Consider the following 15,651-nt stretch of genomic DNA (forward strand, 5'->3'; position numbering starts at 1 on the left):
TAATGAAAATAAAAGTATTTGCTGACACAATTTGTGGGTGGTGTTTTATTGGTCAGACAAGATTAAATAAAGCTTTAAACGCCTTTCCTGAAACTAAGTTTGAGATAGAGCATGTTCCATTTCAACTAAATACCGACATGCCTAAAGAAGGAATTGAAAGAAACAAGTACTTAGAAATAAAGTTTGGGGGAAAAGAGTTTGCTCAACCAATGTATGATCGAATGACAGAAGAGGCCAATAAAGAAAATCTTAATTTTAATCTAGATAAGATAAAGAAAACACCCAATACTGTATTTTCTCACTTATTAATCAAATTAGCTGAACAATCTAATGTACACAACGAAATTAAAGAAAAAATATATCAATCATACTTTATTGAAGGTCTTGATATTGGAGATAAAGAAATCTTAATTAATATTGGAAAAGGATTTAATATTAATGGAGAAGCAATTAATGATTTTTTTAACTTAAAAAATATTGAAGAAGTTAATTCATATATTTCGGTTGCTAGAGAGAAAGAAATTCATGGAGTGCCCTTCTTTGAAATAGGAAAAGATTTTATTTCAGGCGCCCAAAGCTCCACAAATTTAGAAAGTGTAATAAAGTCCAATTTAAGCTAAAAATTAAAGGACAATTTAACCTTTGTTTTTATCTAATAAAAATCTAATCTATCTTCATGGAATCATTAAAAAATTGGATGAAAGATGCTGCTAACATTTTATTTGATGATAGTAAAAATGATCTAAGGTCTTTACCAAGGTCTGTTAGATTACAAATTTTATTAGTTCTTAGCTTCGTTTGGACAACTGTTTTTAGTTTATATATATTTTCTTATACAACTTTTGCATTTGGTTGGGCCGGTTTATATGTTGCTCATATTGGATTGATATTTGCAGTCTATATGACATTCAAGCATTTTCATAAAGCAGAAGCACAATCTAGCAGTGTATTCAAAACTAAAAACTTTGATCCATTTAAAATTATGGTTATTGTTTTTGTTATTGTATTCATCTTCGTATTCTCTAAAGGAATAGAAGTTTTAACCAGTCCAAACCCTAGCTCTTACTCAATTCCATATGATGGTCCATCAAAATCAGTGTTTGAAAAGTGGCTACCATTTAGTAAAGATAAGTAATGGATAAAATAGCAAAAAATTTACAACTAATATTAATGTGCATTATTTTAGTAAGCACTGTAATTGCTGTTGGTATGGAAATTAAAAATATGTTTCTAAATCAATCTGTAATGCTAGCAGATTTACTTTTGATGTTTCTTTATTTAGAAGTCTTAGCAATGGTTCGTGTTTTTTGGAACCAGCAATCAATAAGCATAACTTTACCTCTTTTAATTGCGATAACTGCCCTAGCTCGATTTATTATATTACAAGGAAAAGAGATGGATCCATCAGCATTAGTTTATGAAGCTATAGCTATAGTTCTGATTGCATCTGCAATAGTTATTCTTAGATTAAGACATAGTGATAAATTGGGCCTTAAAAAAAGAAAATCTAAATAGTTTAAAATGATTTTTGAAGCTTCAAGGGCTAAAGCCGTTGATCAATTAAATAATTTTATTGAACAAAATCTTACAGATTATTCAAAACTAAGAAATTTTGATTTTGGACCTAGTAATAGATCTAATATTTCTTGTTTATCCCCCTATATAACACACGGAATAATAAATGAATTAGAAGTAATTGATAAATCTCTTAAAAAGTTTTCATTTGCGAAAAATGAAAAATTTATTCAGGAAGTTCTTTGGCGTGTTTATTGGAAAGGTTGGCTAGAATTAAGACCTGATGTTTGGTCAGATTACTTAATAGAATTAGATAAAATTAAAAAAGAATTTAAAAACAATCAAAGTTATTTGGATGCAATTGAAGGAAAAACAAATGTAGATTGTTTTAATCAATGGGTAATTGAACTTAAAGAAAGCAATTATCTTCATAACCACACAAGAATGTGGTTTGCTAGCATTTGGATTTTTACACTAGAATTACCATGGCAGTTGGGGGCTGAGTTTTTTATGCAACATCTATATGATGGGGATGCTGCATCAAATACCCTTGGTTGGAGATGGGTTGCTGGCATTCAAACTCAAGGCAAGCATTACCTCGTAAGTGAATGGAATATAAATAAATTTACAAATAATAGATTTAAAAACATAAAACTAAATGAAAATGCCAAACCTATATCCAATGATAAGATATATTCTGTTATTAACAAAAGCTTTAAAAATTCTGAGATTTTGGAAGATAAAACTTTATTAATATTTGAAAATAATATGACATTTGAATTGTCTGATTTTAAAGAACATAAGTTTAAAAAAATTTTGTTAGTCTCAAATAATACAGATAGAACTATCAAATTAAGTGAAAAGGTGTTGAAATTTAAAGCAAATCTTTTAGAGGATCATAAAATAAGATTGAAACAAAAATCAATAAATTGTGAAACTATTAACATTAATGATTTAAAAAATATTACCGAAGAAGTTTATGCGCTTTATCCAACCGTTGGTGAAAATTTAAATTTTATTCAAAATAATCAATTAAAAAGTATAAAATTTTTATATAGAAAGTTGGATCAGTTTTCTTGGCAATATTGTAATAAGGGTTTTTTTAATTTTAAAAATTATATTCCAAAAATTATTGCTAATTTTAATTAAAACCAACGTATCATTCCAATTATACCTGCTGTTGCATAAAAAAATTGCAACACAAGTATTCCCTTGTGACCTCCTCTATATGCCCAGATACCAATTAAAATGGCAGACAACAGTAACAAACAAAATCCTAAAAACTCTATTCCAATGTTTAAGGCTACAAACATAGAATAAAGAATTGCTGTAAAAACCCCTGTCCATTCAAAAAATTTATTATTCATTTCTATATTTATAGTATTTTAAATAGTCTACTGAACAATATTTTAAGCTAGAAAGGTTTTTATTCCATCTAAAATATACTGAACACTTAATCCAACTAGAATAATTGCTATTACTCTTGAAATTACACTAATAACTTTTTTGTTTATTATCTGAGAAAATTTTGAAGCAGTAAAAAAAAATATAAAAGTTAAAAGCAAAACTGAAGCTAAAGCAATCATTCCAACAGATTGGTTTGTAAAATTACTTCCCATATCTGAAACAGAAACAATAACAGATGTAATTGCAGCCGGTCCTGCTATAATCGGTGTTGCTAAAGGAAACACACTTACATTTTCAGAATTGAAATCAATGTCATCTTCTTTTCGTTGTTGTCTTTTATCAAACAACATTTCCATCGAAATTATTAATAAAATGATGCCTCCACCAATTGTAAATGCTGGAAAAGATATATTCAAATAACTTAATAAAGTGCTTCCAAGAAATGCAAAGAATAGCAATATGATTGATGCAATTATTGTTGCACTCAATGCAGTTTTAACTCTTTGTTGGCTACTCATATTTTGAGTTACTGCTAAGAATAATGGTGTATTTCCTAGTGGATCAATAACAATAAAATATAAAAAGAAAGTTTGAATAAATATTTCAAGCATTCACTTTTCTAGCATAGTTACCTGGATAAATTCAGCAAATATTAAAACAAATAGTAAATTAAGACGTACCTACTTACTTTTCCAATTGCCACTAAAATAATAAAATCTAAAAATCTAACTCTTAATAAACCTGCAACTAAAGTCAGTGGATCACCTATTATTGGAACCCAAGCAAATAATAATGACCATTTACCAAATTTACTAAACCATTTTGAAGAGTTTTCTATTTGTTTGTCTTTAAACGGAAACCACTTTTTTGTAGTAAGATTTCTTGAATAAAATCCCAAGACCCAGTTAACAACTGATCCCAAAATATTCCCAAAGCTAGCAACAATTAACAATAATAAATTATCAAAATTTGATGTTGCAATTAATCCTGCCAATGTGAGCTCAGATGAAAATGGTAAAATGGTTGCAGCTAAAAAAGATATAGTAAATAAGGATAAGTAAATCACTTAGAGCACTTCTTAGAACAATACTTTACTTTATCCCAATTTAACTTCCATTTCTTACGCCATGTAAAAGGTCTTTTACAAGTAAGACAAATTTTTGAAGGTAAATTTTCTTTTTTCACAAATTAAATAAGAAACTTAATTATAATTAAAACAAAAAGTGAAGTTGCAATGCCACTTAGGCCCATCGCTAGAGCAGCAAATACGCCCGCTGTTTTATTTTTACTCATTGCTCTTGCTGTTCCAATACCATGACTTGCTAAACCAAACGCAAAACCTCTAGCACTCATGTCTTTTAATTTGAAAACATTTAATAAAAAAGTTCCTAATGAAGCACCAATTATACCAGTAATTATTGTAATTATTGCAGTTAAAGACGGTATTCCTCCAATAAGCTCTGAGATACCCATTGCAATAGGAGCTGTCACATTTCTAGGTATCATTGTTAAAATCATCTCATTACTTAATCCAAAAAATTTTCCCAAATAAAAAGTAATTAAAATTGCAAAAGGTATTCCAAGACAAATTGAAAAAATAATTGGTTTAACTTCTTTTGTAATCAAATTTCTTTTTTCATAAATTGGTATAGCCAAAGCAACTGTTGCTGGACCTAACATGAAGTGAATAAATTTTGCACCCTCAAAATATCTATCATAGGAGACATCTAAGAATAATAAAACTGAGGAAACAATTAAGATACTTATTGCAACAGGGTTTACCAATGGATTTAACTTAGATTTTTTATATAAATAATCACCTACTAAATATGCTCCTAATGTTAGGGTGATCCAGAAAAGAGGTTCTGCCTGCAAATATACCCAAATTTTATATAGTTTATCTTCTCTTGCCATTTTTCTTTTCTAGGTTAATTATTTTTTCCATAACAAATGCTGTGAATACTAAAGTAGTGAGTGTACCAATAATTATAATACTAAAAATTTTGAATAAGTTATCTCCTAGATAATTTATATGCATCACAACCCCAACACCTATTGGAACAAATAATAATGATAAGTGGCTTATAATCTGATGACTAGTTAAAGAAATTTCTTTAATTATTCTCTTGGATTGTTTAATATTTTTAGAAAATAAAATGAACGATAATAATAATAAAATTAAACCAATAACAGGCCCTGGAATATTTATTGCAAAAAATTTTTGAATAGCTTCACCTAGAAGTTGATAAAAAAAGATAATAAATAAACTTTTTAACATTTTTAATTTGTATTTAATTTAATAAACTTGTCAGCTTCAGATAAAATCATTTTCTTTCTTTCATCTTTCATTTTATCAAAAACATAAACCATCATAGACAATCTAGGGTTCTTTAAAAAAAATTTTCTATTTTTATCTATAAACCTCCAATAAAGACCATCCATCGTATTACACCATTCCCCTTTTTTAAAATCCATCATTTTCATAAAATAACTTGATCCGCAAATGTATGGTTTAGTTGCAAAAATACCTCCATCACTAAATAGGCCCATTCCATAAACATTGGGAACCATCACCCAGTCAGATGAATCGACAAACATTTCCATAAACCATTTATAAACAATTGTTGGTTTAACCTCACAAAGGTTCATTATATTTGATAAAATCATCAATCTTTCAATATGATGAGACCAGCCATGATTAACGGCATTTTTAATTGCATAATCCAATGGAGGTAAACCAGTTGTGCCTTCATACCAAGACTTTTTCATTTTTCTTTCATGTTTGAAAAAATTTTTTGTTTCCATTTCATTAGAGTAACCTTGATAAATTCCACGCATAAACTCTCTCCATCCTATTATCTGACGAATATAACCTTCAAGCGAGTTCATTTTAATTTTATGTTTTTTATGAAATTCTAAAATTTTTTGAATGATAATCTCAGGAGTTATCAATCCTAAATTAATGTACGGACTTAATGCGCTATGAAATAAAATATGATCTTTTTGATTAACAGCATCTTCATAGTCACCAAATAAATTTGATTTCTCTTTAATAAAAAAATCTAAAAGCTTAACAACATCTGCATATTCAGTTGCAAGCCAAAAATCATTTGTGCTACCAGGATGATCTTTAAATAATTTTTCAATAATTGGTTTTAATTTTTTAGTATGATTAGTTTCGTTAATTTTTGGAAGTTTTGGTATTAACACATCTTTTGGTAATTTATTTCTGTTATCTTCATCAAAACTCCATTTGCCTCCAATAGGGTTTCCATCTGCTCCCATTAATATTCCAGATTTTTTACGAACCTCTTTGTAAAATGTTGCCATAAAAGGTTTTTTTGATTTTGCTAAATAATTTTTAAACTCATCTCTTGAGTTTAAAAACATTGGGGTTTGAATAATTTTCCAATTTATTTTTTCTTTTTTTAAAAATTGAGAAATTTTCTTTTCAAAAAATTTATCCTCAACCTCAAAACTTGAAATTTCAGTAATTTTTTTTTGATTAATGATAATTTTTAATTTTTTAAAATAAGTATCTTTAAAATCTTTGTCCTCAATTTTAGAATATTCGACTTTGTATTTATTTGCTTTAAGCTTATCTGCATAAGACCTCATAGAAGAGAGAAATAGCAGTATCTTTTGCTTATGATGCTTTTCATAAGTACATAGTTCATAGTCTTCTGCCATGTAAAAAGAGTGGTCCTTTTTGAAGCGGTCTACGTATTTTAATGGAAATAATTGATTGCCAAGTATAAAAAACAATTTCATAGTTAAATATAACTAAATAAAAATTATATGTCAGAAAAATATCTTATTTTTGGTGCGACAGGTTCTGTGGGTTCCAGCTTAGCTGAACAATTGAAAAATTCAGGAAATGATATTCATCTAATAGCAAGAAATGAAAATGAAGTTAAAGCAATCGCAGAAAAATTAGGCTGCACTTATACGGTTGCTGACGTTTTAGAAGAAGGATTTATAGAAAAAGTAAAATCAGACATTAGTGAAATTAAGGGTATCGCTTACTGTGTGGGATCTATTGATTTAAAACCATTAAGGATGGTTACAGAAGCAGATATGAATAAATGTATGAAACTAAACCTTTATTCAGCCATTGAAGTTATAAAAGGATTTCAAGAAAGTTTAAAAAAAAACAAGGGTTCAGTCGTTTTATTTTCAACCGTTGCTGCTCAAAGAGGTTTTACTAATCACACAATTATTGCTTCTGCTAAGGCTGCTGTTGAGGGATTAACTGTTACACTGGCTGCTGAGTTTGCTCCAAATATTAGAGTAAATTGTATTGCGCCTAGCTTATCGAAATCTAAAATCGCAGAACCAATGTTAAAAAATCCTACAATTGCAGAAGGAATTGCTAAAGCACATCCTCTGAAAAGATTGGGTGAAGGAAAAGATTCTGCGGCGCTTGCTAAATTTTTAATTACTGAAGAGAGTTCTTGGATTACTGGACAGATAATAGCTGTTGATGGTGGTAGATCAAAACTTTCTTAAAGTGAAAAAATATCTTTTATTAATAATATTTTTTCTTTTATTTACTTCAAAAAGCTATTCTAATAATTATACATTCACTAAAATTATAGAGCTAGATGAACCTTGGGGATCATCCTTTATTAACAATGATGAAATCATTATTACTGAAAAAAGTGGAAAAATTAAAATTGTTAATATTATTTCAAAAGAAGTTACAGAGATTAAACATAATCTTAATTTTTTAGAAGTCGGACAAGGTGGGTTATTAGATATTATTCATCAAGATAATACTCTGTGGATTTCTTATTCAGAAAATAGAGGGGATTCGAAAACAAGTACATCAATTGCAAAAGCACAATTAAACAAACAAGAATTAAATTTTAAAAATATTTTTCAAGCAAACCCTCCTATAGATTCTGGTTATCATTTTGGTTCAAGATTAGCGATTAAAGATGATTATATTTATGCATCAACTGGTGAAAGAGGCCAAGGTATGATTGCTCAAGATCCCACAAAACATCCTGGTAGTATTATTAGAATTCATACTGATGGTCGTATTCCTAAAGATAATCCAAAATTTACTGGTAAACCAGATTGGTTGCCTGAAATTTATCAAATAGGTGTTCGTAATCCACAAGGTTTAACACTCTCTGATTATGATGGAAAAATTTATTTAAGTAATCATGGAGCAAGAGGTGGTGATTGGTTTGGAGAGGCTAAAAAAGGAGAAAATTATGGATGGAAAATTTTAGGCTGGGGTGGAAAAAATTATTCTGGAATTCCTATTGGCCCTAAATGGAAACCAGGTTTTACTAAAGCAATTCAATATTGGGTACCTTCCATTGCTACTAGTGCTATTACAATTTACAGAGGAAATGAGTTTAAAGAGTGGAATGGGCATGCACTAGTTACTTCTTTAAAAGATAAATCTTTAAGAAAATTAATATTTAATGATCTAACGAATGTGAAAGAAGATCTTATATTTAAAAATAATGTTGGAAGAATAAGAGATATTCAAGTTCATCCGTCTAATGGTAAAATATTTTTCTTAAGTGAAAATGCTTTATGGTTAATGGAAAAAAAATAATCTTAATTAGATAATATATTTTTTAATGAATTTATCTCTCCAATTTTAAAGATAATAGCATCATCTTTTTTAAAACCATACTTTTCTGCACTAGCTTTAAATCTTACTGGTGGTTCCATAATAGGTTCTAGTGATAAAACAAAAGTTCCCCAGTGTGTTCCCATAACCTTTTTACTTCTTAAATCTTTTGCTACATTTAAGGCTTCTTCTGGCGTTGTGTGATAAATTGATTTATCAAACATCGGCTTAAAGTCATAAGCTCCAATATTAATCATTGTTAAATCAATTGGACCATATTTTTCACCTAATTCTTTGTAAATATTTCCATAGCCAGTATCACAAGCAAATAAAATTTTTTTACCCTTATATTCAATTAAAAAATTACCCCAGAGTGTTTTATTCATATCCGTTAGACTTCTTTTAGACCAATGAACAGCTGGGAGTAATGTTACTTTTAAATCCTCATTAACTTTAATTTCTTCATACCAATCCATTTCATTTACATCTTTAAATTTATTTTTTGTAAAGTATTTTCCAAGATTTAGTGGTGCCAAAACTTTTGTATCTTTAAATGGGTATTTCTTAATAGTTCCCATATCTTGATGATCATAATGATTATGTGTTAATAATAATAAATCAGTCTTTGGAATTTCGTCTAAATTTAAGGCAGGCTCAGTGAATCTATCTGGACCAAAAATTAAAGGTCCCGCATTTTTAGAGAATACAGGATCTGTTATAATCGTTGTGTCTCCAAGTTTAATTAAGTAAGTAGCATGACCAATCCAAGCAATATAATCTTCATTTTTATACTTTTCTAAATCAGATAAAACTTTTTCTTTATCAACAACGTGTTCTTTAGGAACGGTCATGTCTATTTTCTTTTTCAATTTAATAAATTGTGTGTAAGAAAACTTGGCTTTACTAGTTCTAACGGGCGATCCTTCTGGGTTTCTAAAAGTTCCATCTGGTAAATGATGGTAAGGTTTTTTATCCATAGCAAATGATGATGAGTTATAAATAAAAATCATAATTATAAAAGTTAAAAATTTTTTCATCTATCTTTTCTTAATTGTATAATCTTTTAAAAATATGACTAAAAACTCCTGACCATAATAATTCATAGTTTTTATCAGTTAAAAAATTATAGATATCACTTTTTTCTATTTCTTTTGCATGAATTTCAACACACACTAATTCTGGTTTAAACTTATCAAAAGATAGTCCCCTTAGAACTTTTAGGTCAGCCCCTTCTACATCAATATCCAAAAGATCAATTTTAGAATCTTTATATTTATCTCTGCTCAGTATTTCATCCAATGTAAAAGCTTCTATTTCTTTTTCTTTAATCTCGCCTTGGAACACACTTTCTGCCTGACCCTTTTCTATTGTGCTTAACTGACTAAGTTCTTTTTGATAAAATAGTTTTATATTTTCATTTTTATCTGAAATCGCACAATTATAGTTAAGATCTTTTGGTCTCATAAAGTTAAAAAGGTCAATAGAAAATTTACTTGTATCTATGTTAACTCCACTCCAATTCTGCATATGTAATAGGTGAGTATTATTTCTATGTATAGGGTGATAGCAGCCAACATCTACATAAAAACCATTTTTTCTGTCTTTAAAGTAGTTTAAAATAACAATATCTTCATTATTCATTGCATAAGATTTTTTTTTAATAAAAAATTTATGCTTAATGTAAATACTGTGAAGTATATGAAGTTTTCTGAAAATCTTTTTTAACACTTATCTTTGGGATCTTTTAAAGCACTCAATAGTATTTTTTAATAAACAGGCAATAGTCATTGGTCCTACTCCACCTGGAACAGGTGTTAAAGCTTTTGCAACTTTTGAGACTTCTTCAAATGCAACATCACCAACAATACCATTTTCAGTTTTATTGATCCCAACATCTATTACAATTGCATCTTTTTTAACCCAGTCCGCTTTTACAAGTTCAGGAATGCCGACTGCCGCAACAATAATATCTGCCTCCAAGCATTCTGCTTTTAAATCTTTAGTTTTTGAATGAGTAATTGTTACTGTACAATTTTCTTTTAAAAGTAACTGTGCCATTGGCTTACCATTTAGATTTGATCTGCCAATCATAACTGCTTTTTTTCCACTCAAGTTTGGTTCAATTTTTTTAATCATTAGATAACACCCTAAAGGAGTGCAAGGAACTGAACTTTCATAGCCTGAAGAAAGATTTCCAACATTCATTGGATGAAACCCATCAACATCTTTTCCTGGTAAAATACTTTCAATTACTTTTTGCTTATCAATATGCTTTGGTAAAGGTAATTGTACTAAAATTCCTGAAATATTTTCATCTTTATTAAGTTCTTTAATTTTATCTAATACTGTTTTTTCTTCAACAGCCTCTGGGTATCTAATTACTTCTGATTTTAACCCTACTTCATTCGCTGATTTTTCTTTATTACGAACATAAATTTGACTAGGAGCCATATCACCAATTAAAATTACTGTAAGACCTGGAACTTTATTATGTTTAGCTTTTAATTCTACAACTTCTTTTCTTAGTTCTTCTCTAAGTTCAGCTGCTATTTTTTTTCCATCAATTAAAATCATGTATTTCCTCAAAAAATCATTGGCGCAATGTACAACTTCATACACATTTCTATAAACCAAATCAATAAAAGTAATATAACTGGTGAAATATCTATTGAGCCTAAATTGGGTAAAAAACTTCTAATTTTATTAAGCGCAGGACTTGTTAATCGATAAGTCACCTCTAAAATAGAATAAACAAATCTATTTTGAGTATTTAAAACATTAAATGCAACAAGCCAGCTTGTAACTACATTTGCAATTACCACATAAGAATAGAGTTTTAATATTTGAAGAACCAAATAAAAAATTGCTATCATTTTTTCTCGATATAAATTGACTGACTTGGGAAAGCAAAAGAAGCTTTATTACCTTCTACTATTTCCTTTATTGCAATTGCTAATCTCTCTTTAACTAAAAGTGAGTCAGTCCAACTATTACTGGCTGTAAAACATCTAACAAGTAGATCTATTGAGCTATCTGAAAATTTTTCAATTCTAACAGCAACACCTACACTTTGATTAAAGTCTTCACTTTTATTTATATAGTTTTCAATTTCTTCTCTAATTTTTTTTAATTGTTCAACAGTTGTGTCGTACTGAAGAGTAATCGACCATCTTATTCTCCAGTTAGTAGTCTCACTAATATTAACTACTGAATTTTCTGCAAATTGAAAATTTGGAATTATTGCTAAAGATTTATCAAACTTTCTAATCACAGTAGATCTAAAGCCAATTTTTTCAACAATACCTTCGATTGTTCCTTCAACTAAAATCCAATCGCCAATCTTAAATCTTTTTTCAACTAAAACTAAAATCCCAGATATTAAATTTTTAAATAAATCTTGAGCACCCAAAGCAACCGCAACACCAAATAAACCAAGTCCAGCAATAATTGGTCCAATTTTTATTCCCCAAAGTTCAAGGACAGCAGCTAAACCTAATATAAAAATTAAGATTTTTAACGATTTAATAATCCAACCAATCAACTCTTTAGTTAGCATCTTGTCTAAACCACTTAAAATATAAGAAATGGGTTCAACAACCTGATGGATCAACCAAAAAATAAAAATAGTAATCAGTGTTCTATTTATTGTATCTATGGCTAACTTGCCCTCTTCTCCAAAAGACATGTAATAACTTGCAATAAAAAAACCTAAAACGATTGGTAAAAATCTTGCAGGCCCCACCATTGCATGAACAAATGTATCATCTAGTTTATTTGTAGTTCTTTTAGAAATTATTTCTAATTTTTTTATAATAAGTTTACTAATTAAACCTCTAAAAACTAAAAATATAAAAAAAATTCCAATTCCAATTAAAATTTGAAAAATATCAATTCCATAAATTCCCCTTGACCAAACTGAAAAAAATAATTCACTGAAATTATTAAATATGTCCATAATCAAATTTTATATAGCAAAAATTCTTCTTCTCCAGGGTTAAAAAGAAAAATTTTTTTCCATTTTATTTCATTAAGCACCGCAGAGGTTTTCTCACCCACACACATCAAATTAGTATTCATCCACAACGTTTCTAGCTGATAATTTTTAATTACCTTTAAAAAATTAATCGCACTATTTTTTGAGTATATGTAGGTAATGTCTGGCATATTTAGCTTTAATTTTTCGATAAAATTTTCGTCATATTTCTTTATCTCATTAGCTCTATAGTTAACTATTCTATCTACACTATAGCCGTCTAAAATTAATTCTTGATCTAAATTACTAGAGACAACCTCTCCACTAATATAAATCAATTTTCCTTCAGTGGGATTAAAATTTTGCAAAATCAATTCTTTGAGATTATTTACATTTCCTTCTGCAGCAAATACATTTTGAAAACCAGCATTTCTTGCTTTTTTTTCAGTGGCACTTCCTACACAAAAACATTTTAACTTTTTATTAATATTTTTTATGTCCAAAAATTTGATAGCGTTAGAGCTTGTAAAAATAATTCCCTTAAATTCTGAATAATCAACAGATTTGTAATTAATACCTTGAATACTAATTAATGGTAAATGAGATATTTCATTTCCTAATGATTTAAATCTTATCATCATTTCATGACAATCTTCCAATGGTCTTGTAAATAAAATATGCATATTATTTTTTATAAGAATTGTTTGACTGTTTTTTAAGAGCACTACCTATCTCTATACCTAATTCCTCAGCCTCCTCTATTCCTTTAGAGGATTTTAAATAAAATCTATTTTTTCCATCTAAGGAAAAAAGCTCTACTTCTAAAGTGATTTTTCCTTCTTCAATGCTTGCAAAAGCACCTACGGCTGTTTCACAATCACCTTCTAAAATCTTTAAAACACTTCTTTCTGCTTTTATACAATCGTATGTTTTTTTATGATTTACTAATTCTAATAATCTAATCAATTCATTATCGTTGTCTCGACATTGTAAAGCTATAACTCCTTGTCCTGCACAAGGAATAATTTCTGAAGTTGAAAAAGTTTGAGTTATGCTTTTATTTAAACCTAGTGAGTCAATTCCAGCATAGGATAAGATAATTGCATCATATAAATTTTCATCGAGCTTTCTTAATCTAGTGTCTATGTTTCCTCTAATTAATTTACATTGAAAATCACTTCTTATTTTTTTAATTTGGAATTCTCTTCTAAATGATGAAGTTCCAATAACAGAGTTTAATTTTAGATCTTTTAAATTTTTATTATTTTTACTAATCAAAATCTCACGTGGATCATTTCTTTTTAAAAAACAATTAGTTAACAGCCCCTCAGTTTCTTCTGAAGGCATGTCTTTTAAAGCATGTACAGCTATATCAATTTTATTATTCAATAATTCTATTTCTATTGATTTTGAAAATAAACCCTTACCACCTACTTCTGACAATCGTTTATCTTGAACTTGATCACCTTTGGTTACAATTTCTTTAATATCCACATCCTCAATTCCAAAATCTTTTGCATGTTTAAGAATATTTTCTCTAGCTTTTTCAGCATAGATCAGTGCTAATTTGCTTCCTCTTGAACCTATAATAATTTTTCTATTTTTCATTTATTTGCTTTATACTTCATACTTATATTGAGAATGTATTATTAATAAAAACTAATTTAATGATTAAAAAACCTATAATTTTAGGAATTGAATCGAGCTGTGATGAAACTGCTGCTTCTATTGTAACAGAAAATGAGCAAGGTATGCCAACAATTTTATCAAGTATTGTCTCAAGCCAGGTAGATGTTCATAAAGAATTTGGCGGTGTTGTGCCTGAACTTGCTGCAAGATCTCATATAGAAAAGATAGACTTAATTACAAAAAAAGCTCTAGATGAAAGTGGACTAAAAATGGAACACCTAGATGCAATAGCAGCAACGGCAGGGCCTGGTCTTATAGTTTGCCTATCAGTGGGTTTAAGTTTTGGCAAAGCTGTAGCTTCATCACTCAATAAACCGTTTATAGCCGTTAATCATTTAGAAGGACATGCATTAAGTCCAAAATTAAATTCTGAATTAAACTATCCATACTTATTGCTTTTAATTTCTGGGGGCCATACTCAATTTTTAAGCGTGCAAGGATTAGGAGATTATAAAAGATTAGGAACAACTATTGATGATGCTGTTGGTGAAGCTTTTGATAAAACAGCAAAATTATTAGGTATAGAATTTCCAGGTGGGCCCCAAATAGAAGTGTATGCCAAAAAAGGTAATCCCAATAAATATGAGTTACCTAAACCAATTTTTTATAAAGGAGGATGTAACTTATCATTTGCGGGCTTAAAAACTGCTGTTTTAAAAATTTCAAAACAAATAAAAACTGACCAAGAAAAATATGATCTTGCAGCGTCTTTTCAAAAAACAATTGAAGAAATACTATATAAAAAAAGTATGATTGCTTTTGAAGAATTTAAAAAAATGAACCCAGATAATAAAAATAAATTTGTAGTAGCAGGGGGTGTTGCAGCAAATAAAAAAATTAGAGAAATTCTAACCAACCTTTGTGTGGAAGAAGGTTTTGAGGCAATTTTTCCACCCATTGACTTGTGTGGTGATAATGCAGCAATGATTGCAATGGTTGGATTAGAAAAATTTAAATTAAAACAATTTAGTGATTTGGACAGTCCTGCAAAACCTAGATGGCCATTAGATGCAGATGCTATTTTTTTAAAAGGTGCTGGAGTGAGATTATAATGCATTACTGGTTAATGAAATCAGAACCTGATGTTTGGTCAATTGATCAGCAAAAAAAAGCTGGTGCAAAAGGGGCTCCTTGGGATGGAGTTAGAAATTATCAAGCAGCAAAAAATTTAAAGGGAATGAAAAAAGGAGATTTATGTTTTTTTTATCATTCAAATATTGGCAAAGAAATCGTTGGTATTGTTGAGGTTATCAAAGAAGCCTTCTTAGATAAAACGGATAAAAAAGGTCGATTTGTAGCTGTCCAAGTTAAGTTTAACGAAAAATTAGAGAAAAGTGTAACTCTTGAAGATATTAAAAAAAACAAAGAACTTGGCCATTTATCGCTTATTAGACAAAGCAGACTTTCCGTTATGCCAATTGACTCTAAAAGCTGGAAAATTTTATATAAGATGGGTAGTATTTAAAAAATTAAA

Annotated in this window: 22 protein-coding genes; 8 read left to right on the top strand and 14 right to left on the bottom strand. The window is 28.8% G+C overall.

The genetic code is table 11. The features are described from left to right. Positions 1-2: 2 nt before the first annotated feature. From AC5SLO_RS06075 to AC5SLO_RS06090, 4 genes are read left to right on the top strand one after another with little or no spacing between them, the layout of a single operon-like run. Positions 3-620, top strand: a complete 618-nt coding sequence (locus tag AC5SLO_RS06075) for a DsbA family oxidoreductase (RefSeq protein WP_494573074.1) — start codon at positions 3-5, stop codon at positions 618-620. Positions 621-676: 56 nt separating this feature from the next. Next, the gene (locus AC5SLO_RS06080) at positions 677-1,135 is read left to right on the top strand and encodes a hypothetical protein (RefSeq protein WP_271516453.1); all 459 of its coding nucleotides are present in this window, start codon (positions 677-679) and stop codon (positions 1,133-1,135) included. Beyond that, positions 1,135-1,515 (top strand): phosphate-starvation-inducible PsiE family protein, encoded by a 381-nt coding sequence (locus tag AC5SLO_RS06085; RefSeq protein WP_494573075.1) that lies wholly within the window; start codon positions 1,135-1,137, stop codon positions 1,513-1,515. The genes AC5SLO_RS06080 and AC5SLO_RS06085 overlap by 1 nt, the downstream gene beginning before the upstream one ends. A 6-nt stretch (positions 1,516-1,521) precedes the next feature. Next, positions 1,522-2,664, top strand: coding sequence for an FAD-binding domain-containing protein (locus tag AC5SLO_RS06090; protein ID WP_494573076.1), 1,143 nt, complete (start codon positions 1,522-1,524; stop codon positions 2,662-2,664). Here the strand turns inward: AC5SLO_RS06090 and AC5SLO_RS06095 are convergent. From AC5SLO_RS06095 to AC5SLO_RS06125, 7 genes are read right to left on the bottom strand one after another with little or no spacing between them, the layout of a single operon-like run. Continuing rightward, complete coding sequence (locus tag AC5SLO_RS06095) at positions 2,661-2,882, bottom strand: hypothetical protein (RefSeq protein ID WP_494573077.1); 222 nt, start codon at positions 2,880-2,882, stop codon at positions 2,661-2,663. The two genes, AC5SLO_RS06090 and AC5SLO_RS06095, sit on opposite strands and share 4 nt — an antisense overlap. A 42-nt stretch (positions 2,883-2,924) precedes the next feature. Continuing rightward, positions 2,925-3,533, bottom strand: a complete 609-nt coding sequence (locus AC5SLO_RS06100) for a MarC family protein (protein WP_018413652.1) — start codon at positions 3,531-3,533, stop codon at positions 2,925-2,927. A 41-nt stretch (positions 3,534-3,574) separates the two neighbouring features. Next, a complete protein-coding gene (locus tag AC5SLO_RS06105) occupies positions 3,575-3,988 on the bottom strand; it encodes a YqaA family protein (protein WP_494573078.1) in 414 nt (137 codons plus the stop codon). Then, positions 3,985-4,107, bottom strand: coding sequence for a DUF2256 domain-containing protein (locus AC5SLO_RS06110; RefSeq protein WP_415323288.1), 123 nt, complete (start codon positions 4,105-4,107; stop codon positions 3,985-3,987). Before AC5SLO_RS06110 ends, AC5SLO_RS06105 begins: the two co-directional genes overlap by 4 nt. 3 nt (positions 4,108-4,110) lie before the next feature. Further along, positions 4,111-4,836 (bottom strand): LrgB family protein, encoded by a 726-nt coding sequence (locus AC5SLO_RS06115; protein WP_494573079.1) that lies wholly within the window; start codon positions 4,834-4,836, stop codon positions 4,111-4,113. Continuing rightward, entirely contained in the window at positions 4,820-5,200 is a 381-nt protein-coding gene (locus AC5SLO_RS06120; protein ID WP_494573080.1) for a CidA/LrgA family protein, read from the bottom strand. The genes AC5SLO_RS06115 and AC5SLO_RS06120 overlap by 17 nt, the downstream gene beginning before the upstream one ends. Positions 5,201-5,202: 2 nt before the next feature. Then, the gene (locus AC5SLO_RS06125) at positions 5,203-6,693 is read right to left on the bottom strand and encodes a cryptochrome/photolyase family protein (RefSeq protein WP_494573081.1); all 1,491 of its coding nucleotides are present in this window, start codon (positions 6,691-6,693) and stop codon (positions 5,203-5,205) included. A 27-nt stretch (positions 6,694-6,720) separates the two neighbouring features. Here AC5SLO_RS06125 and AC5SLO_RS06130 point away from each other — a divergent pair, with 27 nt between their 5' ends. After that, positions 6,721-7,431 carry an SDR family NAD(P)-dependent oxidoreductase gene (locus AC5SLO_RS06130; RefSeq protein ID WP_494573082.1) on the top strand — a complete coding sequence of 237 codons (711 nt, stop codon included), beginning with the start codon at positions 6,721-6,723 and terminating at the stop codon, positions 7,429-7,431. After that, entirely contained in the window at positions 7,406-8,497 is a 1,092-nt protein-coding gene (locus tag AC5SLO_RS06135; RefSeq protein WP_494573083.1) for a PQQ-dependent sugar dehydrogenase, read from the top strand. The genes AC5SLO_RS06130 and AC5SLO_RS06135 overlap by 26 nt, the downstream gene beginning before the upstream one ends. A gap of 2 nt (positions 8,498-8,499) precedes the next feature. On the opposite strand, the gene AC5SLO_RS06140 is transcribed toward AC5SLO_RS06135, so the two are convergent. From AC5SLO_RS06140 to hemC, 7 genes are read right to left on the bottom strand one after another with little or no spacing between them, the layout of a single operon-like run. Further along, entirely contained in the window at positions 8,500-9,552 is a 1,053-nt protein-coding gene (locus AC5SLO_RS06140; protein WP_494573084.1) for an MBL fold metallo-hydrolase, read from the bottom strand. 10 nt (positions 9,553-9,562) lie between these two features. Then, positions 9,563-10,243 (bottom strand): FkbM family methyltransferase, encoded by a 681-nt coding sequence (locus tag AC5SLO_RS06145; RefSeq protein WP_494573085.1) that lies wholly within the window; start codon positions 10,241-10,243, stop codon positions 9,563-9,565. Further along, positions 10,244-11,089: a bifunctional 5,10-methylenetetrahydrofolate dehydrogenase/5,10-methenyltetrahydrofolate cyclohydrolase gene (locus AC5SLO_RS06150; protein ID WP_494573086.1), complete on the bottom strand. Its 846-nt coding sequence runs from the start codon at positions 11,087-11,089 to the stop codon at positions 10,244-10,246. It lies immediately after the preceding gene. An 8-nt stretch (positions 11,090-11,097) separates the two neighbouring features. Beyond that, positions 11,098-11,388 carry a YggT family protein gene (locus AC5SLO_RS06155; protein ID WP_271516422.1) on the bottom strand — a complete coding sequence of 97 codons (291 nt, stop codon included), beginning with the start codon at positions 11,386-11,388 and terminating at the stop codon, positions 11,098-11,100. Further along, positions 11,385-12,470, bottom strand: a complete 1,086-nt coding sequence (locus tag AC5SLO_RS06160) for a mechanosensitive ion channel family protein (protein WP_271516419.1) — start codon at positions 12,468-12,470, stop codon at positions 11,385-11,387. Before AC5SLO_RS06160 ends, AC5SLO_RS06155 begins: the two co-directional genes overlap by 4 nt. 2 nt (positions 12,471-12,472) lie before the next feature. Then, entirely contained in the window at positions 12,473-13,171 is a 699-nt protein-coding gene (locus AC5SLO_RS06165) for a uroporphyrinogen-III synthase (protein ID WP_494573087.1), read from the bottom strand. A gap of 1 nt (position 13,172) precedes the next feature. Beyond that, a complete protein-coding gene (gene hemC / locus AC5SLO_RS06170) occupies positions 13,173-14,096 on the bottom strand; it encodes a hydroxymethylbilane synthase (protein WP_494573088.1) in 924 nt (307 codons plus the stop codon). Between the two features lie 59 nt (positions 14,097-14,155). Here hemC and tsaD point away from each other — a divergent pair, with 59 nt between their 5' ends. Together tsaD and AC5SLO_RS06180 are read left to right on the top strand one after the other, a co-directional pair. Beyond that, complete coding sequence (gene tsaD / locus AC5SLO_RS06175; RefSeq protein WP_494573089.1) at positions 14,156-15,229, top strand: tRNA (adenosine(37)-N6)-threonylcarbamoyltransferase complex transferase subunit TsaD; 1,074 nt, start codon at positions 14,156-14,158, stop codon at positions 15,227-15,229. Further along, the gene (locus AC5SLO_RS06180) at positions 15,229-15,642 is read left to right on the top strand and encodes an EVE domain-containing protein (RefSeq protein ID WP_494573090.1); all 414 of its coding nucleotides are present in this window, start codon (positions 15,229-15,231) and stop codon (positions 15,640-15,642) included. Before tsaD ends, AC5SLO_RS06180 begins: the two co-directional genes overlap by 1 nt. Positions 15,643-15,651: the final 9 nt, after the last annotated feature.

The sequence above is a fragment of the Candidatus Pelagibacter sp. PS_44 genome (assembly GCF_059417735.1).